The organism is Pantoea sp. 18069 (assembly GCF_902706035.1).
Classification (GTDB): Bacteria; Pseudomonadota; Gammaproteobacteria; order Burkholderiales; family Burkholderiaceae_C; genus Comamonas.
The window spans coordinates 22,961-48,002 of the sequence record NZ_CACSJA010000027.1; the positions used below are offsets into that span (position 1 = coordinate 22,961).

Below are 25,042 nucleotides of genomic sequence, written 5' to 3' on the forward strand. Positions count from 1 at the left end.
GCCCCATGGCCAGGCCGGTGTTTACGCGGCGACCTTCTTCGGCTCGACCAGCGGCACCTGGAACGCATCGTAGCCAAAGCACCAGTCGGGGTTCTCGTTGCCGCGCAGCCAGGTGTTGTTGTGCGAAACCCGTTGCACCTTGCTCGCGCGCTCGGCGCGGTTGGCTTCGTAGAGCGCGAACGCGGTCTGCAGATCGCCGGTGCCGACTTCGAGCAGGCAGCGCGTGAGCATGGCCGCGTCCTCGATGGCCATGGCTGCGCCCTGGGCCATGTGCGGTTTCATCGGGTGGCAGGCATCGCCCAGCAGCACCAGCCGGCCGCGGCTCCACAGCGGCAGCGGATCGCGCTCGAGCAGCGGCCACTTGGTGACTTCCAAGGTGGCGTCGATCAGCGACTGCACGCCCGGGTGCCAGCCGTCGAAGGCCGCGCGCATCTCGTCGCGGCTGCTGGGCAGCCAGCTCTTGCTCAGGTCCCAGGTGGGCTCGGGCACGCCGGTCACGTAGTAGATCTCGTCGAGCTTGCCGGTGTCGAAGTAGACCATCATGTGGCGGTCGTCGGTCCACCACTTGCAGCAGCGCTCGTGCGTAAAGCCCTGGACGCGCGCTATGGGAAACACCGCGCGGTGGGCGATATAGCCGGTGTACCTGGGCGGCTCGGCGCCGAGCAGCGTCTCGCGGATGCGCGAGTTGATGCCATCGGCGCCGATCACGATATCGGCCTGCGCACTGCTGCCGTCGGCAAACTTCAGCTCCACGACATCGCCCTGGTCGTCGATGGCGGTGAGCCGCTTGTTGAATTCGAGCACGCCGCCCGTGACCGCCTGGGTCAGCAGCGCGTGGAAATCGCCGCGGTGCACCGTGAGATAGCTGGCGCCGTAATGCTTGAGCGCGTGCTCGCCCAGCGGAATCTGCGCGATAACTTCGCTGGTCAGGCCGTCGCGGCTGTACCAGTAGTCGGGGTGGCAGCCCATGGCATTGAGCGCGTCCTCTATGCCTATCCTGCGCATGATCTTCATCACATTGGGCCCGACATGAATGCCCGCGCCCAGGCGCGAAAAGCCCGGCGCCTGCTCGTAGAGCTTCACATTGAAACCGGCGCGCTGCAGCAAGGCCGCCGCGGCCGTGCCGCCCAGACCAGCGCCAACGACGGCAATACGGGTTGTGTCCTTCATCTTCATGCTCCTGTGACGGCAAGATTGCCGGGGTTCAACACAAAATGAAGTGTAGACACTCGATTAACAAAAGTACAGCGCAGAACAGAAAAATCGCCCGCATGGGCCAGAAAAAAGAAAACCCGTCAAGGAATTCACTGAGGAATGCGCTGCAATTTCTTCCTTCGCAGCTATTTCGAGAACGCAGGCCCATTCCATACATCAATTTATAAAGAGTACACACTCTATCCAACACAAGACAACAAAGAACGACCAGACAGGCACGCAGAGGCCGCGCCCGGCAGGACAGCGCGCAGCAAGACCTGACACCACGCAAGGGCCCCAGGAAGTCATCCAGATTGCGCGCCATCCATGCCTTATCCTCGGCCGCCACCGGACATGACTTGGAGTTGAACTTGGGTTGGATTTATTTGCTGCTGGCGGGCGTGTGTGAAATCTTCTACGCCGCTGCCATGCCGCGCACCGATGGCTTCACGAAACTGGGCCCCAGCGCGTTCTGCATGGTGTTCATCTGTTTCAGCATGTATTTGCTGTCGATCGCAACGCGCACCATTCCCGTCGGCACGGCCTATGCGGTCTGGGTAGGCATCGGCGCCGTGGGTACGGCGGTCTACGGCGCCCTCATGCTGGATGAAGACCGCAGCTTGCCGCGCATTCTCTGTTTCCTGCTGATCCTGGCGGGCATCGTGGGCTTGAAGCTTCTCTCGTCCGGGAAGTAACCCAGGCGGGCAAGCGCCGCCTGCCGCGCCAGCACCGTTCAGGTGCCCGCGGCGTTGACCGCCTGCGTGCCGCCGTCGATCATGCGGCGCAGCAAAAAAGCCACCGCCACACGCTCGGCCGCGTTGAAGTCGCCATAGGTCAGCTCGGTGACCTGCTTGGCATAGGGCACGACTTCGGCGATCAACTGCTCACCCGCCTTGGTCAGCTGGACCACGAGCTTGCGCCTGTCGGTCTTGTCGGCGCCGATGCGGATCAGCTTGCGTGCCTTGAGCCGCTCGATGATGCCGCGCATCGTTCCCTGGTCGATGGCGGTCGCACGCACGATTTCGTTGACCGAGCAGGAGCCGCGCTCGTTGACGGCGTGCAGCACGACAAACTGCGTGGCCGTCAATTTCGAGTCGGGAATGATCTCGGAGAAGATCGCGGTATGGCGCTGGTAGGCGCGCCGCAGCAGGTGACCGATCTGTTCGGTGAAATCGTAATCGAGCGGGGGCGCGCTGGATGCGCCATCGGAGCCGGGTTCAGTCATCGGTGAGGTAATCCATTCGCGTGTCTGTAAAAGTATAGTCGCGGCCCCGGAGCGCCGCAGCGCTGCGGGCGGCGCAGAGCACCATCCTTGGCCATGATGCCCGATCACCCAGGCCGATTGGCGCCGGACAGTCTGCATGGGAGCCCCAGGTGACAGGTCTTTGCCGGGCTGGCGCTGCGCCATTTGCGCCGTTTCGTCCCGGCTTGCGCCAATACGGCCGCGCAGATGGGAAAATGCAGGCTTGGTCGCCCCGCCCCTGTGTACCTGACCTGGCGGGCGTCTGCCCTTCACCTTCATCCATCCCGTCATCGGCCCCGATGACTCTCAAGGAAAAACGCCATGAAATCACGCGCAGCCGTCGCTTTTGCTGCTGGTCAACCACTGCAGATCGTCGAGATCGACGTAGAGCCACCGCGCAAGGGCGAAGTCCTGGTCAGGATCACCCACACCGGCGTGTGCCACACCGACGCGTTCACGCTGTCGGGCGATGACCCGGAAGGCATCTTCCCCGCCGTGCTCGGCCACGAAGGCGCGGGCATCGTGGTCGAAGTCGGCGAAGGCGTGACCAGCGTCAAGCCCGGCGACCATGTGATTCCGCTGTACACCGCAGAATGCAAGGAATGCCTGTTCTGCAAGTCGGGCAAGACCAACCTGTGCGTCGCCGTGCGCGCCACCCAGGGCAAGGGCGTGATGCCCGACGGCACGACGCGCTTCTCCTACGAAGGCAAGCCCATCTACCACTACATGGGTTGCTCGACGTTCAGCGAGTACACCGTGGTGGCCGAAGTCTCGCTGGCCAAGATCAGCCCCGACGCCAATCCCGAGCAGGTCTGCCTGCTGGGCTGCGGCGTGACCACGGGCCTGGGCGCGGTGAAGAACACTGCCAAGGTCCAGCCCGGTGACACCGTTGCCGTGTTCGGCCTGGGCGGCATCGGCCTGGCCGTGCTGCAGGGCGCCAAGCTGGCCCAGGCCGGGCGCATCATCGCCATCGACACCAACCCCTCGAAGTTCGACCTGGCGCGCACCTTCGGCGCGACCGACTGCGTCAACCCCAAGGACTTCGACAAGCCCATCCAGCAGGTCATCGTCGAGATGACGGGCTGGGGCGTGGACCACTCGTTCGAATGCATAGGCAACGTCAACGTGATGCGCGCGGCGCTCGAATGCGCGCACCGCGGCTGGGGCCAGTCGGTGATCATCGGCGTGGCCGGCGCGGGCCAGGAAATCTCCACCCGCCCCTTTCAGCTGGTCACCGGCCGGCGCTGGCTGGGCACGGCTTTCGGCGGCGTCAAGGGCCGCTCGGAACTGCCGGGCATGGTCGAGGAAGCGATGCGTGGCGACATCCAGCTCGAGCCTTTCGTGACCCACACCATGCCGCTGACCGACATCAACGAAGCCTTCGATCTGATGCACGAAGGCAAGTCGATCCGCTCGGTGGTGAACTACGCCTGAGGGCGCTCAAGGCGGCAGGCCCATGGCGGCCATGCCGCCAATGGCTCATGAAGCGCGCAGCTCCCGGCCCACCGCCGCGGGACTGCCAACTGCCGCCCGCGCCGCCGCCTCGGCCAGCCCGGCACATGAGATTGCGGGTAGATGCATGCCCGCTGCCAACCCTCTTGCATTTTTTCCAACGCTGAGCACTAGGTAGCAACCCTTGTACGAAATGCATGTTGTTTGCCTAAAATGTACCAACTGGTACAGAAAGGTCCATATGCAACCCAGCGTTTTTTCAGCCGCCATCCTGGCGGTGCTTTGCGGCGCGGCCCCGGCCCACGCGCAACCGGCTTTCCCCAACAAGCCGATCAAGTTCGTCATTCCGCAAGCGGGAGGCTCGGCCAATGACGTTCTGGCCCGCACGCTCGCGGAGTCCGTCTCCAAGCTGCTCCACAAACCCGTGGTAATTGAAAACAAGCCCGGCGCGAATGGAATCCTGGGGCTGTCCTACCTGGTCAGCCAGCCTGCCGACGGCCATACCTGGTTCATGGCCGGCTTCTCCAACCTCGCCTGGAACCCTCTGCTCTACAAGAACATCAGCTACCGCAATTCGGACCTCGAAGGCGTGGCGATCTTCGCGGACACCCCTTTCGTCAGCGTCACGTCGCCGACCCTGGGCGTGAAGGACTTCAAGGCATTTGAAGCGCTGGTGAAAAGCAACCCCAACAAATACACCTATGCCTCGGCCGGCATCGGCAATTCAACGCATCTGTCCACGGAGTTGGTAAAGCAAAAGACCGGCCTGCAATTGCAGCACTCGCCGTTCAATGGCGCGGGCGCAAGTGTCAGCGTGATGAATGGCGACACGCCGTTCATGACGATTCCACCGGGCGGAATCATGTCCTTGATCAAGTCCCACAAGCTCGTGCCCCTGGCGGTCACGGGCAGCGTGCGCCTGGCCGCCTTGCCCGATGTGCCTACCTACAAGGAACTGGGCTATGACATCCATGTGCCCGGCTGGTACTCGGTGGTGATGCGCAAGGGCGTGCCCAAGGACATCATCAGCCAGGTCAATGCGGCAATCAACGAAGCACTCAAGGACCCGGAAATGATCAAACGGCTCGAAGCCCAGTCGCTGCAGGCCGTGGTCAGCAAACCGGAAGATGTGATGCTCCAGGCCGAGAAGATCTCCACCGAATGGGCGCCCATCATCTCCAAACTCGGAATCCAGCAGTAATGTACAAATTGACCACGGCCACGCGCGACATCCGTTTTCAGTCCATGCAGCAGGCGATGGACAAAGCTGGCGCGGATGCGATTGTCTTCTCCAGCGCGGACTTCATCCAGTTCGCCACCAACTTTGCCGTCGACGTACTCCCTTGGGAGCGGCCGATTTTCGCGATCATTACCCGGGACGGCACGATCAATGCTGTTTTCAACGAGCTTTCGACCAACCACCTCAAGTTCAGCCGCGCCAAAGGCACGCTATGGCTGACCGAGGACCAGATCCACTCCTACTCGGAGCACCCTCGGGTCACGAATGTGATCGCGACCATACAGGAGTTGCCAAAACTGCTGGCCTCGGTATTGGAACGCATGGGACTCGCGGGAAAAAAGCTGATTTGCGACGCGCTCGGTCCGGTGCTCGCCGCAGCCGTCCAGGCACTGCCCGGGACGGTGGCCACAGGTGAGTTGCAGTTGCTGCGCTCGTTGCGCTGGGTCAAGACCGCGGAAGAGCTGCACATCATGCGCTCGCTCGCGAAACTGACCGACTGGGCCCAGGAACGCTTCAAGGAGTTGTACCAGCCCGGCCTCAAAACCCAGGTGCTGGACTATCAGGTGGCAGCACTGATTGCGCAAGAAGCCGCGCAACGTTTTCCCGGCGAGAGTTTCGACCTGATGCGCTGCTGGACCTTGAGCGGCCCCGCGTCGGCTTCGCCCCACGGCGATGGTGCGAACGTGGGCGCGATCATCCGCAAGGGCGACAACATCGTCAACTTTGTTCTTCCGCGTCTCAATGGCTACTATGTGGAAAACGAGCGCACCTGGTTTGTGGGCCCGCCCAGCGACATGCAAAAACGCTGTTTCGAGACGGCGCGCGCAGCCACCGCGGCTGGCGTGGCGGCGGCGAGAACCGGCAATCGTGTATGCGACATCGATGCTGCCGCATTTGCCGTGATCCGCAAAGCCGGGCTTGACGAATATGTCTACCACCGCACCGGGCACGGCGTGGGCCTGATGCTGCACGAGTATCCGGAAGACATGGCGTTCAGTACGCGCCCCCTTCTGGCCAACGAAGTGTATTCCTGCGAACCAGGCCTCTATGTCTATGGACTGGGGGGCTTTCGCATCGACGACACCGTCGTCGTCGGCGACACGCCCGAAGTGCTGGTCAGCACGCCGTCCCACATCGAATGGGTCACGCTGGACGTGTGATCGCGGGCGGCCGGCACCGGCGGCAACCGGCCGCCAAGACGGGTGCCGACCGCCTGCCCGGCGCCCTTGCCCGCGCGCAGCTTCAATGCGCAATCGATTCCTGCAGCATGTTGTCCATATATTTGCATGCATCCATGAGCGCCTGCGCGTCATTCGTCATGAAATAATCAAGCAGTATTCCGCGAATGAATGCCACCTTGATACGCGCCAGCGTGCCGGAGATATTCCTGCTTTCCGGATATTGCCTATCAATTCCCTGGCTGATGGATGCAATCCAATCGTCAATATATGAATCCCTGAAAGCCGAAAACCCTTCAGGATTTTTCAGCGCTTTCAGGTAGATTTCCAGAACGATATTGAAAACCTTCTTGTATTCCTGGGTGATGAAAGTATTCACATAAGGCGAAACGCTCAAGGGGTATTTGTTTTCCTCGTGCAGATGCCGTATGCGCAGAATTTCCTTTTTTCTTATCTCATTGACCAAGGCTTCCCAGAAACCATCCGACCCGCCGAAGTGGTAATTGACCATTCTATGGCTGGTGCCCACATTTTTTGCGATATCCCGAATGGAATCGGAAAGATCGCCTTTTTCAAGAATGTAATCGGCAGCAGCGCTAATAATGGTTTCTTTGGAATTCATTGGAATATTTGCACAATCTCTCACTCCCGAAGGAATGCAACGCGCCATTGTACTGAGATTCATTAGCCGGCCACCCCGGTCATGGGACGTGGGAGAACAGGTTTGTTCAAGAAGCCATGGACTTCGCCACTCCTGAAAATTCAGGAGTGCGAGCGTCCAGACCTTCTTGAATCGTCTCGACGGAAGAATGGATTTTCCGCGCTGATCTGTCAGCGCCCCAGCGGCAAAGCCGCTCGGGGGCTGGCTAGAACGTCCCGCGCAGCGTCACCATCGCATTGCGCGGCAAGCCCTGCATATTGCCCGAGAACACCGTGCCCACGGTCTGGTAGTAGCGCTTGTCGAGCACATTGTTCACGTTGAGGCTCAGGCTCCAGTTGGGAGCTATGCGGTATTGCAGCATCAGATCCCAGACCGCATGGCCCGGCTGCGTGAAGTCGTAGGGCTGCGAGGAGCCGCCGGCACCGGTGACCGTGCCCGAGACGAACTGCGCGCTCTGGACGCGGCCGCTGCCGCCCACGCGCCAGCGCGACCACTCGCCCGGCAAGGTATAGGCTGTCGACAGCTTGAACAGGTGACGCGGCGTGATGCTGCTGAAAACCTTGCTTTCGGTCTTGTCCCGGGTCTCGTTGAAGGTGTAGCCTGCTGCGACCTGCCAGCCCGCGGCGAGTTGGCCGCCAACTTCGACGTCGAAGCCCTGGCTCGTGACTTTGCCCTGGGGCAGATAGCAGCAGGCCGCGCCCCAGAGGCTGGGGGTGGCGGTGTAACGCGTATCGAGCACCGCGGTGCCGGTGCGCTCGACGTTGAAGACGCTGAAGGTGGCGTTGAGCTTGCCGTCCATGAGCTCGCCCTTGACGCCGGCCTCGTAGCTGCGGCCCTTGATCGGATCGAGCGGCGTGCCCGGCAGCGGGCCCGACATCATCAGCGCCTGCGGCTTGAAAATCGAGGAATAGCTGACATAGGCCGACCATTGCGCATTCAGGTCGTAGATGACGCCGCCATAGGGCGTGACCTTGGAACTTTCCTCGAAGGATTTTGCCGAGCGCGGCGCGGTCGTACCCGCGGTGTCGAGGATGTTGGAGATGGTCTGCGTGAACTCGTAGCGGCTCACGCGCGCGCCCGCAATCACGTGCAGCCGGTCGCTCGGGTTCAGGCGCAGCACGCCATAGCCTCCGACCTGCTCCTGGCCCCAGGGCGCATAGCGTTCGCTCAGGCCCAGGTTGTACTGGCCGAACTGCGGCGTCCAGGGCTGCAGGTCGAACACATTGCCACCCACCTGGGCGCTGTCGGCAAAGCTCAGGTTCTGCCAATGGCTGCGCACGCGCTGCCAGTCCAGGCCCAGCAGCAGCTCGTGGCGGCGCCCCAGCGCAGAGAACGGGCCGCTGAGGTTGAGGTCGACGATGTCCTGCGTGTTCGACGAGTCCAGCACACCGCCGCGCCACAGCGGGCCCGTCAGCGTCTGGGGGTTGACCGGGCCCGACAGGCTGCTCCACATCCGGTTCTGTTCGGTCTGGGCATGCGAGGCGTTGAGCTTGAGCTGCCAGTGGTTGTCGAAACGGTGCGCGAGCTGGGCGAACACCTCCTGGTTCTCGTAATGAAAAAACGACCAGGGGTTGGAGAACGCGGTATTGCCGGGCAGACCCAGTCGGCGGCCATCGGAAAAACGCGGCAGGCCGCCGTAGTCGCCGGTCTGCTTGACCTTGCCATAGGACGCGCCCACGGTCAGCAGCGTGTCGGGCGTGAGATCGGCTTCGAGCACGCCGTAGAGCGAAGGCTTCTCGATACTGACGTAATCGAAGTACGAGTCCGCGTCCTGGTAGGCCAGCACCGCACGGCCGCGCACGCTGCGCTCGGCGTTGAGCGGGCCGGTCACATCCAGTTCAGTGCGGCGGTGGTCCCAGCTGCCGGCCGACAGCGACACATCGACCTGCGCCCTGGCCAACGGCTTCTTGCGCACCAGGTTGATGATGCCACCCGGGTCGCCGACGCCGCCGAGCAGGCCCGAAGCGCCGCGCATGACTTCGACGCGGTCGTAGAAAGCCATTTCCTGCTGGGGCTGGTAGGTGTAGGCGCCCAGCGCCAGCGGCGCGCCGCCATCCATCTGCATGCTCGTGACCTGGAAGCCGCGCGAGAAATAGCGGCCCGAATTGTCGGCGACGATTACGCCGGGCGTGAGCGCCAGCGCCTGCTCGACATCGACCACCTTCTTGTCGTCCATCAGCTGGCGCGTGATGACCGACACCGACTGCGGAATCTCGCGCAGCGACTGGTCGGTCTTCGAGGCGATGCTGGTGATCTGGTTGGTGTACGACCCCGTGCCTTCGGTCGTGCCGTTGGCGTCACGCCGGGCCTGGACCCGGATCTCGGCCAGCGAACGCGCGGGCGCAGGCGCGGCGGCTGCGCCCAAGACATCCGCGCCCGACGCCGCCGCCTGCCGCTGGAACACATAGACGCCATTGGGCTGCTGCACGGCCCGCACGCCCGTGCCCTGCAGCAGTGCGTCAAGCCCGCTGCGCACGCTGTGGCTGCCCTTGAGGCCGCCGCTGCGCAGGCCGGCCACGGTTTCCGGCGCGAAGGCCAGCACCAGGCCCGCGTCCTGGCCGAAGCGATTGAGCGCGTCTTCGAGCGGCCCGGCGGGAATGTCGAAGCTGCGCGCCGACGCGGCCTGCGCCTGCGCGGCGCCGGAGGTGACCAACAGCGGCGCGACCGCGCCCAGTTGCGCCACGGCCAGCGCGAGCGCGCTGGGCAGGAATGAAAGAGGGAGCGTGCGGCAGTGCCGCGCCGGACGATGGGCCATGAAAGTGTTCCTTGTTTGCGATGCGGGAGCAGCAGGATTTCTGCTCTCTCTTTCCCTGTCGCACGACTTTGGAAAACAGCTCAGGCGATAGCGGGTTTCTTCTAGGCGTCGCGCGCTGCCAGCCGCACCTGCACCACCTGCCGGCCCCCAAAGCGGGTCTGGGTCTCGATCTGCAGTTGCAGCGTCGCGCTGAGCGACTCCAGGATCAGCGGAATCTGCGCGACCGGGTAGGCGCCGGAGACGCGCAGCTCGGCCACGGCGTCGCTGCAGACAATCGGATGCGGGCTGTAGCGACTGAGCTGCGCCAGCAGATCCGCCAGCCGCATGCTCTTGGCGATGAGCGTGCCCTGCACCCACGACTTGTCGGCATCGGCCACGGGCTGCGGCGTGTCCACGGACTGCGCCGTGAACCCCGCCCCCTGCCCGGCCTGCAGGATCTGCGCCGGTGCTGCGGCCGCGGCCGGCGTGATTTCCACCGCGCCCTCGAAGACGCGCACCACGGCACGGTCGCCCGCCGTGTGTGCAGTGAACTGCGTGCCCAGCGCCTCGGCCAGGCCTTGCGGCATCTCGACCAGAAAGCGTCGCCCCGGGTCCTTGGCCGTCACCATGAAGATCTCGCCGCGCAGCAGCACAAGGCGCCGCTCGGTGGGGCCGAAGCGCACATCGACCGCGGTGTCGGTGTTGAGCATCAGCGTGCTGCCGTCGGCCAGCAGAATTCGGCGCTGCTCGCCGGGGCGCGTGCGGTGGTCGGCGGCCCATTGGCGCCACGGCGTGCGCTGCTCCACGGTACGGGCCGCGCCGCCGGCGAACAGCAGCACCGCCAGCGCCTTCACCGCGCGGCGGCGCGAATGCGCGCCCGCGCCCAGCGTCGCATGCGCCACGGCCGTCGCGCCCGACGCGCCGCCGAACCGCTGGCGTACGCTTTCGATGCGCTGCCATGCGGCTTCATGCGCCGGGTGCGCGGCGCGCCAGTCGGTCCAGGCCTGGCGCAGCGCAGGCGTGACCGGCGCGGACTGCAACTCCAGCATCCATTCAACAGCGCGGCGCGCGACCTCCTGGGGAATTTCGTGCGCCGCTGCACGGCCTGGCGCCCGGGTCATGGCGCGACGGCGAACATGCAATGCATGCCGGCCTTGACCAGGTAGCGCTTGACGGTTGCGAGCGAGATATTGAGTTCCTGCGCGATCTCGGCCTGCTTGAGCCCGTCAAGCTGGCTCAGCAGGAATGCGCGCCGCACCAGGGCCGGAAGGCCGTCAAGCATGCGGTCGATCTCCACCAGCGTTTCGAGCAGGATAGCCCGCTCCTCGGGCGAGGCCGCGAGTGTGGGGGCCCAATGCGCCAGGGCGTCGAGGTAGGCGCGCTCGAGCTGCTGGCGGCGGTAATGGCTGAACAGCGCACGCTGCGCCACCGTGGTCAGAAAGGCGCGCGGCTCGCGCGCTTCCACGGGCATTTCGCGCGCCAGCAGGCGCACGAAAATGTCGTGGGCGATATCGGCCGCCTGGTGGGCGTCACCGAGGCGGTTGCGCAGCCAGGCGCTCAGCCAGCGATGATGCTCGTTGTAAAGACCCGCAACTTCGCGGTGGGCGGCGTCCACGATGACGGGCATGCAATGTTTCCGCAGGAAGGGGCGACACGCCCGATGATAGAAATGATAATCGTTCCCATTCTAACCACTAGCGAAGCTCTGCACGAATCCCTGCTTCATGGGCTGGCAAGAGCCAGAAGCCAGGGCGCGCATGAAGCAAAGCAGCCTGGGCCTGAACGTCGCAATCAAGCGCACTCGCAAGCGCGAATTCATCGATGCGATGGAGTTGGTGGTGCCCTGGCCCGAACCGGTGGTGCTGATAGAGCCCTGGGCCCCCGAGAGAAGACGCAGGGGCCGGCAGCCGTTTGCGGTGCAGACGCTGTTGCGCATCCATTTCATGCAGCACTGGTTCAAGCTCAGCGACCCGGCGATGGAAGAAGCGCTGCACAACGCTCCCGCGTTTCGTGACTTCGCAGGCCTATCCCATTCGGGTGAGGATGAACAGATTTCCAGCAAATCGCGCATCTCACGCTTTCGGCATTTGCTGGAGCGCTACAAGCCGGCCTAACAAATCCCGGCATCCCGGCCGCGTTCAATGCGCTGCTGCAAGCCAAAGGGCTGCAGTTGAAGGCGGGGACTGTGGTGGGCGCCCCGCTGATTGCGGTGCCTGGTCCGACAAACAACGAAGGCAAGGCGCGAGACCCCGAGATGCATCGGAGTATGCCCAGTCCTGAGAACGTGAACTGCGCCCTTACTCGAAACTATCGCCGGGAGTCAGCGGCACATGGCGGTAGGTCGCCGGAGTGCGCGAGAGCCTGATGGGCGAGCCCACGCCCTGGTAGCCCGGCATGTCCACGCGCAGCGCGCGGTGCAGCGTATGCGGGTGCTCCAGCGCCGCATCGACGGCCTGCACCGGCGCGGCGGGCACGCCGATTTCCATCAGCACCGTGGCCAGCGCATGGCCCTCGAAGGCCGCGAGCGCCTGCTCGAGCAAGGCCTTGAGCGCATCGCGGTGCACGGAGCGCTGGCCTGCCGTGGCAAAGCGCGCGTCCTGCACCAGCTGCGCGCAGCCGATGTGTTCGCACAGCAGCTTGAACTGCCGGTCATTGCCCACGGCAAAGAACACCGGGATCGAGCCGGTCTGCAGCACGTCATAAGGGGCAATGTTGGGGTGGGCATTGCCCGTGCGTTGCGGCTGCTTGCCGTCCATGAACCAGTTGGCCGCGTGCGGGTGCAGCAGCGAGATGCCGCTGTCGTAGAGCGCGGCGTCGACGAGCTGGCCCTGGCCGCTGCGCTGGCGCTCGTGCAAGGCCATCATCACGCCGATCACCGCATTCATGCCGGTGACCATGTCTACGACCGGCAGCCCTACGCGCAGGGGCCCGCCATCGCGCTCGCCGTTGACGCTCATCAGGCCCGTCATCGCCTGGATCGCGGCGTCATAGCCGGGCCAGGCGCCCAGCGGGCCGTCCTCGCCAAAGCCGCTGACGCGGCACCAGACCAGCCGCGGGAAGCGCTGCTGCATCTGCCGAAAGCCTATGCCCCACTTCTCCATCGTGCCGATCTTGAAGTTCTCGATGAGCACATCCGCCTGGGCCATCAGCGCCAGCACTTTTTCCTGGCCCTGCGCCGAGCTCAGATCCAGGAACTGGATGCGCTTGTTGCGGTTGAGCCCATGGTAGTAGGAGGCCACGCCCTCCTTGAACGGCGGGCCCCAGGCGCGCGTGTCGTCGCCGCTGGGCGGCTCGACCTTGAGCACATCCGCGCCATGGTCGCCCAGGATCTGCCCGCACAGCGGGCCGCCCAGGATGCGCGAAAGGTCCAGCACCCGTATGCCCTGGAGCGCGCCGGTGCAGCGTGGTTGTGTCGTTTCCATGGTGTTTGGCCCTCAGTCCAGCTGCGCGCCCGATGCATCGACCACGGTCTTCCACTTGGCCATTTCCGCCTTGATGAAGCGCGTCAGCCCTTCGGGCGTGTGGTCGGTCGCGGATTCCAGGCCCTGGGCGGCAAAGGTGGTGCGCACTTTTTCCTTTTGCAGCGCCTGGATGAAGGCGCTGTTGAGCCGGGCAATGCGATCGGCCGGCGTGCCCGCGGGTGCGACCACGCCAAAGAACACGCTCACGTCGTAGCCCGCCAGGCCTTGCTCGGCGATGGACGCGACCTCGGGCATGGCCTGCGAACGCTTTTCCGTGGCCACGCCGATCGCCTTGAGCCGGCCGGCCTTGATGTAGGGCATGGCCGTGAGGATGTCGGTGAAGCTCATCTGCACCTGGCCCGCCAGCAGGTCGTTGAGCGCCGGGCCCGTGCCTTTGTAGGGCACATGCTGCAGCGTGGTGCCGGCCATGCGGTTGAACAGCACGCCCGCGAGGTGGGACGAGGCGCCGTTGCCCGACGACGCGTAGTTCAGGCTCTGGGGCCTGGCCTTGTCCAGCGCGATCAGCTCCTTGAGGTTGCCGGCCTGGACATTGGCGTTCACCACCAGGATGTTGGGCAGGTAGCCCACATGGATGACGGGCGCGAAGCTGGTCACGGGATCGTAGGAAATTTTGCTGTAAAGGCTCTTGTTGATGGCCAGTGGCCCCGAAGTGCCGAACATGATGGTGTAGCCGTCGGGCCTGGCGCGCGCGACGCCATCGGCACCGATGTTGCCGCCCGCCCCGGCCTTGTTCTCCACGACCACGCTCTGGCCGATCTCTTCGGTCAGGGCCGCGGCCAGCGTGCGCGCCATCGCGTCCGTGGGCCCGCCCGGCGGGAAAGGCACGACAAAGGTGATGGGCTTCGAAGGAAAGACCTCCCCCTGGGCCAGGGCCGGTGTGGCGGCGGTGCAGGCCAGCGCGCAGGCCAGCAAAAAGCTATGTGTTTTCATTGTGTGTCTCCATCCTTTATGTTGAAACCGATCTTGCGCGCTTGTTCTCGCGCGCTCAACGGGCCTTGGCATCGCCCAGGCTTACTGCATCCATTCCTGGGGAATTTCCATGTCCTGCAGCGGATCGCGCGGCAGCACGCGGTGTACCAGCACCAGTTGGGCCCAGCGCATGCGCTCGGCGCTGCCTGTCTGGCTGGCCTCCCAGGCCATGGCAACGGCCGTGAAGCTGTTGTAGAGGGCCGAGCCGGCGGTGCGTGCCAGGCGCTCGCCCTCGGCGCCCGCGTCGACGGCCGCCGCGGCAAAGCCTGCCGCGCGCTCCATTGCGCCTTGCAGTGCCTGCTTGAAGGCCGGGGCCGCATGCACTTCAGCCAGCAGCCGGGCCGCATGGGCCTGCAACGCCGTCAAGGAGTCTTCGCGGCGAATGGCGCGCAGCACGTCCAGCGCCACGATGTTGCTCGTGCCTTCCCAGATCGAGCCCAGGTGGGCGTCGCGCACCAGGCGCGGATCGCTCCACTCCTCGATATAGCCGCAGCCGCCGCGCACTTCCATGGCGTCGCCCGTGACCATGCGCGCGTCGCGGCAGGCGCGGAACTTGATCAGCGGCGTGAGAATGCGCAGCAGCGCGTAGCCGCCTTCCTCGCCGGCGTCCGAGCGCTGCAGGGCCTGGGCGGTCTGCAGCACCATGGTGCGCGCCTGCTCCGAGCGTATGCGCAGCTTGTCGAGCTGGCGGCGCATCAGCGGCATGTCCTGCAAGGCCTTGCCGAACGCGTGGCGCTGCTGCGCGATGTATTCGGCCTCGGCCACGGCGCGGCGCATCATGCCGGCGGCGCGCACGCCGTTCGACAGGCGCGAGTTGTTCACCATGTCGGCCATCTGGGCAAAACCCCGGCCCTGCTCGCCCACCAGATAGGCGACCGCGCCATCGATGCGGATCTCGCCGCTGGCCATGGAGCGCGTGCCCAGCTTTTCCTTCAGGCGGATGATGTGGTAGTGGTTGGTGCTGCCGTCGTCTAGCGTGCGCGGCAGCAGGAACAGCGATACGCCCTTCATGCCCGCGGGGTCGCCCTCCACGCGCGCCAGCACCATGGCAAACGCCGCGTCCGGATTCGAGCAGAACCATTTGTCGCCGCTCAGGCGCCAGGAGCCGTCGGCATGGGGCGCGGCCAGGGTCTGGGTGTTGCCGATGTCGGAGCCGGCCGCCTGCTCGGTCATGAACATCGCGCCTTGCGCCTGGTCGTCGAAGTCCGTGGCCGTGAGCTGCTCCCAGTATTTGCCCACCAGCTCGGGCGCGCCGAACTTGCGCAGCGTGCGCGTGAGCGAGTCGGTCATCGACAGCGGGCAGCACAGGCCGAACTCGGCCTGCACGAACAGATAGGTCAGCGCGTACTTGGCCAGGGGGGGCAGCTTGCCGGCCCAGCCCAGCACGCCTTCGCGGTGCGACATGATGGCCAGGCTGAAGTCACCGTAGGCGACACGCTCCATTTCCACATAGGCCGGGTGCTTGTCTATGCGCTGGGCGTCCTGGCCGGTGCGGGTGCGGTGCGCGAGCGTCGGCGGGTTCTTGTCGGCGACCAGCGCCAGTTCGTCAAGGCGCCCGCCCGCGAGTTCGCCCATGCGCGTGAGATACGGCTGCAGGTGGGCATCCACGTCCGGCGGCAGGTACAGCCGCAGCAGGGGCGCGAACTGCGCGTCCGTGGTGTACAGGTTGCTGCCATGGCGGTCGGGCACCGGGTGGGGTGCAGCCGCGTCTACGGATCGGTGGGCTTTCATGTTCATTTGTCTCCTGGGTGGCAGGGCGGCCTCAGGGCGCGCATGGAACAAATTCTGGCGATGAAGCCTATTCGCGTCGAATATTATTAATATATTGATCTATATACTTAAGATATCAATCCGCGGGCCGTTCCGTTCTGCCGCAAGCGCGCACGGCATCGCATTCCCACACGGTCTCAAGCACCTATGATTCACCTGGAAACCCGGCAGTTGCAGTACTTCGTGGTGCTGGCCGAAGAGCTGCATTTCAGCCGCGCGGCCCAGCGGCTGTGCATTTCGCAGCCGCCGCTGAGCATCGCCATCAGGCAGCTCGAAAGCGCCCTCGATGCCCAGCTGTTCGAGCGCAACAGCCGGGGCGTGCGCCTGACCCATGCGGGCCGGCATCTGCTGGCGCAGGCGCGCGACATCCTGGAGCGCACGCGCCGCGCCGCCGTCGACACGCGCGCGGTGGCGCATGGCATGGCCGGCAGCCTGCGCCTGGGCTTTGTCGGCTCGAGCATGTACCGCGGCCTGCCCGAGGCGCTGGAGCTGGTGCGCGCCCAGTATCCCGACGTGCGCGTGGACCTGCATGAACTCAACAGCATCGACCAGGTCGCGGCGCTGCAAAGCGGAAAGATCGACCTGGGACTGATGCACACCATGGCGCCGCCCGTAGGCATGAGCGTGCAAACCATCGTCAGCGAGCCCTTCATCGCCTGCATTCCGGCCAGCCACCCTCTGGCGCAGCAGGCAAATATAGCCATTGCCCAACTGGCCAACGAACGCCTGATCCTGTTTTCCGAAGCCGTGTCGCCGGATTACTTCCGCGTGATCCGCAGCATGTGCCAGAAGGCCGGGTTCGACCCCGAGCTGCGCCATGAAGTGCGCCACTGGCTGTCGGTGCTGTCGCTGGTGAGCACGGGCCAGGGCGTGTCCCTGGTTCCCGCCTGCCTGCAGCGCGCGGGCATGCAGGGCCTGGCGTTCAAGCCCATGGCCAGGAAGACGCCGCTGTCCGTGCTGCAGGCCATGTGGAACCCGTCACCCGCGCATCCGCTGGTGCCGATACTGCTGGGCCACTTCCAATCGGTAGTAAAAAAGCAGTTGCGCGCAGCGGTTCCAGCCGGCACTCGATCGCGGTGACTTCGCTGGTGGGCAGGCGCAAGCTCAGCCAGGAGCGCGCCGCGCAAGTTCCTGCCGGCGGCCAAGTACGATTTCCGATCGGACTGGCGCACGGGGACCGGATCGGGCAAGCGTCAAGCCAGCGCGGCAATGGCGTCTGCCAGGCGCTGCATGCCCTCATCGATCTGCGCCAGCGTCAGGCTTGCATATCCCAGTATCAGGCCCGCTGGCCGGGGCGGCATGGCGCTCTGCGGCCGGGCAAACAACGGCGATACCGCATAGACGCCCACGCCCGCAGCGCGTGCGGCGGCGATCAGCTGCGGCTCATGCCCGGGCCGCAGCGATGGCAGCCACAGCACCAGGTGCAGGCCGGCTGCCGTGCCCGCCACCTTGGCGTCCGCGGGCAAGCGGCGCCGGATCGCGTCCAGCAGCGCGCTGCGCCGGCGCTCGTTCTCGCGGCGCATGCGCCGCACATGGCGTTCATAAGCGCCGCTGTCGATCAGTGACGCCAGCGCCCGCTGCTCGATCACCGGCGCATGCCGGTCCGCGAGCCGCTTGGCCTTGCGAAACAGCGGCACCAGGCTGGCGGGCAGCACCAGATAGGCGAGTCTGAGCTGCGGCGACAGCGCCTTGGAAAACGTGCCTATGTAGATCACGCGGCCATCGGCATCGATGGACTGCAGCGCGTCTATGGGCCGCTGGCCGTAGCGAAACTCGCCGTCATAGTCATCTTCGACGATCCACGCATTGTGCTGGCGCGCCCACTGCAGCAACGCCTGGCGCCGGGCGATGGGAAGTACTCCGCCGAGCGGAAACTGGTGCGACGGCGTGACATAGGCCAGCCGCACCTGCGCGTCAAACGGAAGGCTGGAGGTGTCCATGCCAAGGGCATCCACAGGCACGGCCACGCCGCGCGCGCCGCTGGCTTCAAAGCAGCGGCGTGCCATGACATAGCCCGGGTCCTCGAACACGTAGGCACTGCCCGGCTCGAGCAACAGCCGTGCGCACAGGTCTATGGCCTGCTGCGCGCCCTGCACGATCACAATCTGCTCGGCGGAGCATGCCAGGCCGCGGGCGCGGCGCAGATAGCCTTGCAGCGCCTGCCTCAGCCCGCTGTCCCCTTCCGGCGCCGCGTAGTAGAGGCTGGGCTGCTGGCGCAGCAGTTCGGCCTGGTAGGCGCGCTTCCAGGCCAGCGTGGGAAAGTCGCGCGCCGCCACGGCGCCGTAGAGGAAATCAATGCGCGCCGGTGCCGCTGCCGACGTCTGGGCCGTCAGCAGCTCCATTCCGGCGACGCGCTGGCCATACGCCGAGAGTACGGACGCCAGCCGCGGTTGGGATCCCGGTTGCGCCTGCGCCAACGCATCCGGCGCCAGCGGCGCCGCCACCCTGGCGGCCCGTCCGGGCGCCGTGGCCAGAAAGCCTTCGGCGGCCAGCTGTTCGTAGGCCACCGTGACGGTGCTGCGCGCCACGCCCAAGTCCGCGGCCAGCGCGCGCGTCGAAGGGAGTTTCGCGCCCACCGCCAGGCTGCCGTCGGCGATCTGCGCGCGCAGCAAGGCGTAGACGCGCCGGCCACCGCCATTCGCGCCTCTGCGGCGGTCTGCCTTGGCTTTCAACTGGCTCATATAAATTAAAGAAAACTGGATCTTGTGATTGTGCCGCGCACCGGCCAAAGTGGGCGCATCTGGAGACCCTATGTACCTACCCGCGCATTTTTCCGAAACCCGCCCCCAGGAGCTGACGCGCATCATTCGCCAGAACCCCCTGGGCATTCTGGTCTCCCACGGGGCGCAGGGGCTCGATGCCGACCACCTGCCGTTCGAGTTCGACCCGGCTGCCGGCGACCGCGGCCTGCTGACAGCGCATGTGGCGCGCGCCAACCCAGTCTGGCAGCGCTGCCCCACGGGCACGCCGGTGATGGTGATCTTCCGCGCGACCGATGGCTATATCTCGCCCAACTGGTACCCCAGCAAGCACCAGGCGCACCGGCAGGTGCCGACCTGGAACTACGAAGTGGTGCACGCCCACGGCCTGCTGACCATTCGCGACGATGAGCGCTTCGTGCGCGGCATGGTGGGCAAACTCACACGCCGCCATGAGGCCACCGAGCCCCAGCCCTGGAAAATGGCGGATTCGCCACCCGAGTTCATCGACGATCTGCTGCGCCAGATTGTCGGCATCGAGATCGCGGTGACTTCGCTGGTGGGCAAGCGCAAGCTCAGCCAGAACAAGGCGCAGCGCGACCAGGCCGGAGCCGCCCAGGCGCTGATGGCACGGGGTAACGGCGCGCTGGCGCAGGCCATGGGTGCGCCGGGCGAGACTGCCGCCTGAGCCTGCCCATGCGGGGCCCGCAGCACGCCGGCCCCCGTGCCGCTGCAGGGGTTCTAGCTGCTGCGCTGGTTGACGCGCTCGGACAGCGCCTGCGCACTTTCGCGCCGTTCACTGTAACGGTCCACGAGATAGTCCGCGCAGTCGCGCGTGAGCAGCGTGAACTTGACCAGCTCCTCCATCACATCGACTACACGCTCGTAGTAAGGCGAAGCCTTCATGCGGCCGTCGCCATCGAACTCCTGGAAAGCCTTGGCCACCGAGGACTGGTTGGGAATCGTGAGCATGCGCATCCAGCGACCCAGCACGCGCAGCTGGTTCACGGCATTGAACGACTGCGAGCCGCCCGACACCTGCATCACGGCCAGCGTCTTGCCCTGCGTGGGGCGCACGGCGCCCGCGGCCAGCGGAATCCAGTCGATTTGCGCTTTCAGAATGCCGGTCATCGCGCCATGGCGCTCGGGCGAGGTCCAGACCATGCCTTCGGCCCACAGCGCGAGTTCGCGCAGCTCTTTCACCTTGGGGTGGTCGTCGGGCGCATCGTCGGGCAGCGGCAGGCCGCGCGGGTCGAAAATACACGTTTGCGCGCCCATGGCCTGCAGCAGCCGCGCGGCCTCCTCTGTCAGCAAGCGGCTATACGAGCGCTCACGCACCGAGCCATAGAGCAGCAGAATGCGCGGCGCATGCGATGCGCGCTGCGCAGGCAGCAACTGCGCGAGCGCGGGCGCCGCGAATGCCTGCGCGTCGAGATGGGGCAGATCATGGCTGGGCACGATGACGCAGGGTTCTTCACCGCTGTTGCCGATCAGCGCCAGCACATTGCGCGACGCGCCACAGACAGGGTTGTGATGGATCGAGATCTCGCTCATTTGGTTTCCTTCAAACAAACAGGCTCAGGCGCAATGCGAGGGCCGCAAGGGTGGCGACCAGCACCGGCAGCGTGAGCACGGCACCGACCCTGAAGTAGTAGCCCCAGCCGATGCGCATGCCCTTTTGCGCCAGCACATGCAGCCACAGCAGCGTCGCGAGACTGCCTATGGGCGTGATCTTGGGACCGAGATCACAGCCGATCACATTGGCATAAATCATGGCCTCCTTGACCACCCCCGTGGCCGTGGAAGCGTCTATGGACAGCGCGCCTATCAACACCGTGGGCATGTTGTTCATCGCCGACGACAGCAGGGCCGCAAGCAGTCCCGTTCCCATTGCCGCACCCCAGACGCCGCCCTGCGCAAAGAGGTTGAGCAGCGCCGCGAGGTCATCGGTCAGCCCGGCATTGCGCAGGCCATAGACGACCAGGTACATGCCCAGCGAGAACACCACGATCTGCCAGGGCGCGCCGCGCAGCACCCGGCGCGTGCTGATGACCCGGCCGCGCCCTGCGACGGCCAGCAGCAGCGCCGCCGCGGCCGCGGCCACGGCGCTGACCGGCACCCCGCGCGGCTCGAGCACAAGAAAGCCCAGCAGCAGCAGGCCCAGCACCGCCCAGCCGGCGCGAAAAGTCGCGCGGTCGCGGATCGCCTCGGTCGGCGACTTGAGCTGGGCGAAGTCATAGCGCGCGGGGATGCTGCGCCGGAAGAACAGCAGCAGCACGGCCAGGCTCGCCGCCACGGCCACCAGGTTGACGGGCAGCATCACGGCCGCGTAGTCGTTGAAGCCGATCTGAAAGAAGTCGGCGGACACGATGTTCACGAGATTGGACACGAGCAGCGGCAGGCTCGCGGTGTCGGCAATGAAGCCTGCCGCCATGACGAAGGCCAGCGTCGCCGCGGGCGAAAAGCCCAGGGCCAGCAGCATGGCCATGACGATGGGCGTGAGAATCAGCGCCGCGCCATCGTTGGCGAACAGCGCCGACACCGCGGCGCCCAGCAGCACGATGAAAGCGAACAGCCGCGGCCCCTTGCCGCCGCCCCAGCGCGCGACATGCAGCGCCGCCCATTCAAAGAAGCCGGCTTCATCGAGCACCAGGCTGATGACGATGATCGCGACAAATGTGGCGGTCGCGTTCCAGACAATGCGCCAGACCACGGCAATGTCCGCGAACTGCACCACGCCCAGCAGCAATGCAGCCGCGGCGCCCAGCGACGCGCTCCAGCCAATGCCCAGGCCACGCGGCTGCCAGATGACCAGGACCAGGGTAAGAACGAATATCAGGATAGCGGTCAGCATGACGCATTGGTTTGTCAGAGGAGTCGAAAGGAGTGGAGCTTTTGCCTATGGGTGCGCCGCAGCGGGCCCGCTCATTGACCCGGGAGTTCACGGGCGGTGCTTTGCAGCCGCGCCTTCTCCAGCTTTTCGGCAGGCAGGTTGACCAGCAACTCCAGCCGGCGTCGAATCATGTGCATGGTCTGCCGGAAGGCTTCGAGCCTGGCTTCTTCGCCAGCCTCACCTTCCGAAGGATCTGCATAGCCCCAGTGGGCGGTTGCCGGGTGGCCGGGCCAGATCGGGCAGACCTCGCCCGCCGCGTTGTCGCAGACGGTGATGATCAAGTCCATCTGCGGCGCACCCGCGACTGCGAACTCGTCCCAGCTCTTGCTGCGCAGGCCTTGCACCGATACGCCGGCACGCTGCAGCACCTGCAGGCCCAGCGGGTGGGGCTGCTGCTGTGCCCGAGGGCTGCTGCCGGCCGAGAAGGCCTTGAAGCGGCCCCGTGCCATATCGTTGAGCAGGGCTTCGGCCAGGATGCTGCGCGCCGAATTGTGGGTGCACAGGAACAGGACATTGAGAGGCGTGGTCGTATCAGGCATGGTGGTTCAGCAGCAGGGCTTGGAAGTGGCAGAAGCGGGGAGGCACGGCGCGCCCTGACAGCAGTTTTCGGTGAGATAGGCGAGCAGATCGTTCATTGCGGCAAACGCCGCGCGGTAGCGCACATTGCGGCCCTGGCGCTCCTGGCTCACGAGCTCGGCGTGGGCCAGCTCCTTGAGATGGAACGACAGCGCGTTGGCCGCGATGCCCAGTTGCTCGGCCAGCGCGCTGGGCGTCAGGCCTTCGGGGCCGGCGACCACGAGCGCACGGAATACGCGCAGCCGGGCTTCGTGGGCCAGCGCGGCGAGGGAACGTATGGCTTGGGTTTCTTGCATAAATCAATAATACAACAATTGTTGAATTATTGGCTTTCAAATAAGAATAAGCCGTCACGGCATCGCGGGCCGCGCCACCGGCACCGCAAGCTGCCGTTTCTGAGCAGCGCAGCGTTTTTTAGCGGCTAAAAAGCCCCGCTGCCGCGCATCAGTCCGGCACCTGTTCGCGCAGCCTGGCCAGAAACGCGTCAACCAGCGAATGGGCGGGGCCGTTCTTGCGCACCGCGAGCACCTTGCTTTTCTCCCGCAGGTCCGCGATTGGCACGAAGCGGATGTCGGTGCGGTTGTTCGCGGCCACGCTGCGCCCGACGATGGTCGTGCCCAGGCCCGCCGCCACGAGGCCCAGCGCGGTGTGGATCTCCTTGGCTTCGTGGCCGACCTGAACGCGGGCGCCGGCCTGCGCCAGGATGTTGAGCACCTGGCGCGAAAAGTGCGCATTGGCCACCTTGGGATAGCTCACATACGGCAGGGCCTCGAGATCGGCGGCAACGATAGCCGCGCGCGCTGCAAGCGGGTGCTGGACAGGCAGTGCCGCGACCAGCGGGTCGTCGAACAGTTCGGTGTAGTGCAGATCGGGCTCGCGCGTGAACGCGCCCAGGCTGCGCGCAGCGCAAGACTGCGCCCTTCAGAATGCCGCCGCCGCATCCAGCCCCTGCTGTATCTCGCGGCGCAATTGCAGCAGCGGCGCGCAAAGCTCCTCGGCGACACGCGCCAGCGGCTCGGCCGTGGACAGGCTGCAATTGAGCACATAGACCGCATCGGCCGTGACCAGCGGCGTCGCCAGTGCCACCACTTCGGGCTGCCAGGCCGCGGCGCAAAAGCCATGCACCTGCACGGACCGGATCGCCTGCTGGATTTCGCGGTGCAGCGGCGCCCACTGCGCCGGTCTTCTCGCCTGGAAGCGCTCAAGCAGCGCTTCGCGTTTGGCCTCGGGCGCGACCGCGAGATAGGCGCGCCCCAGCGATGTCAGCTCCATGGGCACGCGCTGCCCGGACACCACATGCCGCAGCACGATGCGCCGGCTGTAGCGTATCGACTCCAGATAGACCATTTCATCGCGGTCGGGGCAGGCCAGGCCGACGTTGATCTTGCGGCTTTCGGCCAGCGCGCGCATCAGCGGCGCGGCCACGGACAGCACGCTCGAGCCGGTGCGCATGGCATGCGCCAGGCTCAGCACCGCGGGTGCGAGGCGGTAGGCGCGCCGCTGCGGGTCGACCTGCAGCATGCCCGCACCCACCAGGGTCTGGGTCAGCCGGCTCACGGTGGCCTTGGACAGCCCCGTGCGCTCCACGAGATCGCCATTGCCCAGCAGTTCGGAGCCGGGCCTGAACGCCCGCAGTATCTCTATGCCGCGCTCCAGCGATCGGTTCGCGGGTGACTGCCCGGGCTTGTCGTGGAGGATTTCGGAACGTCCATGGTCCATGGTGCTGGAAGTCTTTCGCATAGGAATGGGCAGGAACTGCGCGCAGCGTCGTGCTGCATTCTCGCACGCCGCATGGGCGGCCAATTCCACCTGCTGGAACTGATGGGGTCACAAATGGCCAGCCATCCCCTAAGCTGGCGCAGCCGGCATCAGCATTTGCTGCGAAGGCCAAAGAACAGATCCGGTCCATGACCGTAAAAATCCAGGAGACAACGCCATGCTTCATTCCATCGCTCGCCGCAGCGCGGCCTCAACGGTCTTTCTCGCGGCACTCATCGGCGCCGCAGGCGCCTTCGCCGCCTTTCCGGAAAAGCCGGTGCGCATGGTCGTGCCCTTCGCTCCCGGCGGCGGCACGGACCTGATCGCGCGCACGCTGGGCACGGAGATGTCCAAGGACCTGGGCCAGCCCGTCATCGTCGAAAACAAGCCGGGCGCGGGCACGATGATAGGCACCGACAACGTCGCCAAGAGCGCGCCCGACGGCTACTCGGTAGTCGTCGCCTCGTTTGCCCATGCGACCAATCCCGCGCTGCAGCCCAAGCTGCCCTATGGCAGCAACCAGGCCTTTGCGCCCGTCATGCTGATCGGCCGCGGACCCAACGTGCTCGTGGTGCGCAACGAGAGCCCCTACAAGACCGTGGCCGACGTGCTGGCCGCCGCCCAGGCCCAGCCCGACAAGCTGACCTATGCCTCGCAAGGCGCAGGCACTTCCGCCCACCTCGCGGGTGAGCTGTTCGCCAACCAGGCCAAAGTCAAGCTCACCCATGTGCCCTATCGCGGCGCGGGCCCGGCGCTGACCGACCTCATGGGCGGACAGGTCGACATGATGTTCGCGACCGCCGCCGCCGTCTCCCCCTTCATCGGCAACGGCAATGGCAAGCTGCGCGCGCTCGGCGTCACCACCGCCGAACCTTCGGCCGCGTTCAAGGGCGTGCCAACCATTGCCAGCAGCGTTCCCGGTTACCGCGTAGAGAGCTGGTACGGACTGTATGTCCCGGCGGGCACGCCCGCGGCCGTCATCGACCGGCTCAACGCCGCGGCGCGCAAGGCCGCGCGCGCTCCCGACTTCGTGCGCAAGCTCGAACACGAAGGCCTGGTGATCAACGCCGGCCCCCCCGCAGAACTCGAGGCCTATGTCCAGACCGAAGAAAGGCGCTGGGCACAGATCGTCAAGGAAAGCAACATCAAACCCGATTGATCGCCCAGCCAAGCGATCGTCTTTGGAGAGCACC

At 65.5% G+C, this 25,042-nt stretch carries 23 protein-coding genes and 1 pseudogene; 8 read left to right on the top strand and 16 right to left on the bottom strand.

All coding sequences use genetic code 11. The features are described from left to right. Positions 1 to 21: 21 nt before the first annotated feature. Positions 22 to 1,170, bottom strand: a complete 1,149-nt coding sequence (locus GVL12_RS18710) for an FAD-dependent monooxygenase (RefSeq protein ID WP_159916867.1) — start codon at positions 1,168 to 1,170, stop codon at positions 22 to 24. Positions 1,171 to 1,565: 395 nt separating this feature from the next. Between GVL12_RS18710 and GVL12_RS18715 the strand changes: the two genes are divergently transcribed. Beyond that, a complete protein-coding gene (locus GVL12_RS18715; RefSeq protein WP_159916958.1) occupies positions 1,566 to 1,889 on the top strand; it encodes a multidrug efflux SMR transporter in 324 nt (107 codons plus the stop codon). A 38-nt stretch (positions 1,890 to 1,927) separates the two neighbouring features. Here GVL12_RS18715 and GVL12_RS18720 read toward each other — a convergent pair whose 3' ends face one another. Then, the gene (locus tag GVL12_RS18720) at positions 1,928 to 2,419 is read right to left on the bottom strand and encodes a MarR family winged helix-turn-helix transcriptional regulator (RefSeq protein WP_159916869.1); all 492 of its coding nucleotides are present in this window, start codon (positions 2,417 to 2,419) and stop codon (positions 1,928 to 1,930) included. A 339-nt stretch (positions 2,420 to 2,758) separates the two neighbouring features. Here GVL12_RS18720 and GVL12_RS18725 point away from each other — a divergent pair, with 339 nt between their 5' ends. The 3 genes from GVL12_RS18725 (at position 2,759) to GVL12_RS18735 (ending at position 6,289) form a co-directional block, all read left to right on the top strand. Next, the gene (locus tag GVL12_RS18725) at positions 2,759 to 3,871 is read left to right on the top strand and encodes an S-(hydroxymethyl)glutathione dehydrogenase/class III alcohol dehydrogenase (RefSeq protein WP_159916871.1); all 1,113 of its coding nucleotides are present in this window, start codon (positions 2,759 to 2,761) and stop codon (positions 3,869 to 3,871) included. A gap of 259 nt (positions 3,872 to 4,130) precedes the next feature. Next, positions 4,131 to 5,090, top strand: coding sequence for a tripartite tricarboxylate transporter substrate binding protein (locus GVL12_RS18730; RefSeq protein ID WP_159916873.1), 960 nt, complete (start codon positions 4,131 to 4,133; stop codon positions 5,088 to 5,090). Positions 5,091 to 5,098: 8 nt separating this feature from the next. Then, positions 5,099 to 6,289 carry a Xaa-Pro peptidase family protein gene (locus tag GVL12_RS18735; protein ID WP_200843898.1) on the top strand — a complete coding sequence of 397 codons (1,191 nt, stop codon included), beginning with the start codon at positions 5,099 to 5,101 and terminating at the stop codon, positions 6,287 to 6,289. An 82-nt stretch (positions 6,290 to 6,371) separates the two neighbouring features. Here the strand turns inward: GVL12_RS18735 and GVL12_RS18740 are convergent, their stop codons facing one another. The 4 genes from GVL12_RS18740 to GVL12_RS18755 all read right to left on the bottom strand — a co-directional run bounded on the left by GVL12_RS18740 (position 6,372) and on the right by GVL12_RS18755 (position 11,329). Further along, positions 6,372 to 6,929: a TetR/AcrR family transcriptional regulator gene (locus tag GVL12_RS18740; RefSeq protein WP_159916875.1), complete on the bottom strand. Its 558-nt coding sequence runs from the start codon at positions 6,927 to 6,929 to the stop codon at positions 6,372 to 6,374. A 244-nt stretch (positions 6,930 to 7,173) separates the two neighbouring features. Next, complete coding sequence (locus GVL12_RS18745; RefSeq protein WP_159916877.1) at positions 7,174 to 9,723, bottom strand: TonB-dependent receptor; 2,550 nt, start codon at positions 9,721 to 9,723, stop codon at positions 7,174 to 7,176. Positions 9,724 to 9,824: 101 nt separating this feature from the next. After that, positions 9,825 to 10,823 (bottom strand): FecR domain-containing protein, encoded by a 999-nt coding sequence (locus tag GVL12_RS18750; protein WP_159916879.1) that lies wholly within the window; start codon positions 10,821 to 10,823, stop codon positions 9,825 to 9,827. Then, a complete protein-coding gene (locus GVL12_RS18755; protein ID WP_159916881.1) occupies positions 10,820 to 11,329 on the bottom strand; it encodes a sigma-70 family RNA polymerase sigma factor in 510 nt (169 codons plus the stop codon). Before GVL12_RS18755 ends, GVL12_RS18750 begins: the two co-directional genes overlap by 4 nt. Before the next feature lie 130 nt (positions 11,330 to 11,459). Here GVL12_RS18755 and GVL12_RS18760 point away from each other — a divergent pair. Further along, positions 11,460 to 11,968: pseudogene (locus tag GVL12_RS18760) on the top strand (transposase); the annotation flags it as partial. Positions 11,969 to 11,999: 31 nt separating this feature from the next. On the opposite strand, the gene GVL12_RS18765 reads toward GVL12_RS18760, so the two are convergent. From GVL12_RS18765 to GVL12_RS18775, 3 genes are all read right to left on the bottom strand, one after another. Beyond that, complete coding sequence (locus GVL12_RS18765; RefSeq protein WP_159916883.1) at positions 12,000 to 13,124, bottom strand: CaiB/BaiF CoA-transferase family protein; 1,125 nt, start codon at positions 13,122 to 13,124, stop codon at positions 12,000 to 12,002. 12 nt (positions 13,125 to 13,136) lie between these two features. Beyond that, positions 13,137 to 14,114 carry a tripartite tricarboxylate transporter substrate binding protein gene (locus GVL12_RS18770; protein WP_159916885.1) on the bottom strand — a complete coding sequence of 326 codons (978 nt, stop codon included), beginning with the start codon at positions 14,112 to 14,114 and terminating at the stop codon, positions 13,137 to 13,139. Positions 14,115 to 14,195: 81 nt separating this feature from the next. After that, a complete protein-coding gene (locus GVL12_RS18775) occupies positions 14,196 to 15,884 on the bottom strand; it encodes an acyl-CoA dehydrogenase family protein (protein ID WP_235033908.1) in 1,689 nt (562 codons plus the stop codon). 186 nt (positions 15,885 to 16,070) lie between these two features. Here GVL12_RS18775 and GVL12_RS18780 point away from each other — a divergent pair, with 186 nt between their 5' ends. Next, entirely contained in the window at positions 16,071 to 17,003 is a 933-nt protein-coding gene (locus GVL12_RS18780) for a LysR family transcriptional regulator (protein WP_200843900.1), read from the top strand. A 113-nt stretch (positions 17,004 to 17,116) separates the two neighbouring features. Here GVL12_RS18780 and GVL12_RS18785 read toward each other — a convergent pair whose 3' ends face one another. After that, positions 17,117 to 18,604 (bottom strand): PLP-dependent aminotransferase family protein, encoded by a 1,488-nt coding sequence (locus GVL12_RS18785; protein ID WP_159916889.1) that lies wholly within the window; start codon positions 18,602 to 18,604, stop codon positions 17,117 to 17,119. 70 nt (positions 18,605 to 18,674) lie between these two features. Between GVL12_RS18785 and GVL12_RS18790 the strand changes: the two genes are divergently transcribed. Continuing rightward, positions 18,675 to 19,310, top strand: a complete 636-nt coding sequence (locus tag GVL12_RS18790) for an FMN-binding negative transcriptional regulator (protein ID WP_159916891.1) — start codon at positions 18,675 to 18,677, stop codon at positions 19,308 to 19,310. 53 nt (positions 19,311 to 19,363) lie between these two features. Here the strand turns inward: GVL12_RS18790 and arsH are convergent, their stop codons facing one another. The 6 genes from arsH to GVL12_RS18820 form a co-directional block, all read right to left on the bottom strand. Further along, positions 19,364 to 20,176: an arsenical resistance protein ArsH gene (gene arsH, locus GVL12_RS18795; RefSeq protein WP_235033909.1), complete on the bottom strand. Its 813-nt coding sequence runs from the start codon at positions 20,174 to 20,176 to the stop codon at positions 19,364 to 19,366. A gap of 10 nt (positions 20,177 to 20,186) precedes the next feature. Then, positions 20,187 to 21,476, bottom strand: a complete 1,290-nt coding sequence (locus tag GVL12_RS18800; RefSeq protein WP_159916893.1) for an arsenic transporter — start codon at positions 21,474 to 21,476, stop codon at positions 20,187 to 20,189. A 71-nt stretch (positions 21,477 to 21,547) separates the two neighbouring features. Continuing rightward, complete coding sequence (locus GVL12_RS18805; RefSeq protein ID WP_159916895.1) at positions 21,548 to 22,054, bottom strand: arsenate reductase ArsC; 507 nt, start codon at positions 22,052 to 22,054, stop codon at positions 21,548 to 21,550. 6 nt (positions 22,055 to 22,060) lie between these two features. Continuing rightward, positions 22,061 to 22,387: a helix-turn-helix transcriptional regulator gene (locus tag GVL12_RS18810; protein WP_159916897.1), complete on the bottom strand. Its 327-nt coding sequence runs from the start codon at positions 22,385 to 22,387 to the stop codon at positions 22,061 to 22,063. A 148-nt stretch (positions 22,388 to 22,535) separates the two neighbouring features. Continuing rightward, entirely contained in the window at positions 22,536 to 22,985 is a 450-nt protein-coding gene (locus GVL12_RS18815; RefSeq protein ID WP_159916974.1) for a LysR family substrate-binding domain-containing protein, read from the bottom strand. A gap of 27 nt (positions 22,986 to 23,012) precedes the next feature. After that, complete coding sequence (locus GVL12_RS18820; protein ID WP_200843901.1) at positions 23,013 to 23,831, bottom strand: IclR family transcriptional regulator; 819 nt, start codon at positions 23,829 to 23,831, stop codon at positions 23,013 to 23,015. 196 nt (positions 23,832 to 24,027) lie between these two features. Between GVL12_RS18820 and GVL12_RS18825 the strand changes: the two genes are divergently transcribed. Continuing rightward, the gene (locus tag GVL12_RS18825) at positions 24,028 to 25,008 is read left to right on the top strand and encodes a tripartite tricarboxylate transporter substrate binding protein (RefSeq protein WP_159916899.1); all 981 of its coding nucleotides are present in this window, start codon (positions 24,028 to 24,030) and stop codon (positions 25,006 to 25,008) included. Positions 25,009 to 25,042 lie beyond the last annotated feature (34 nt).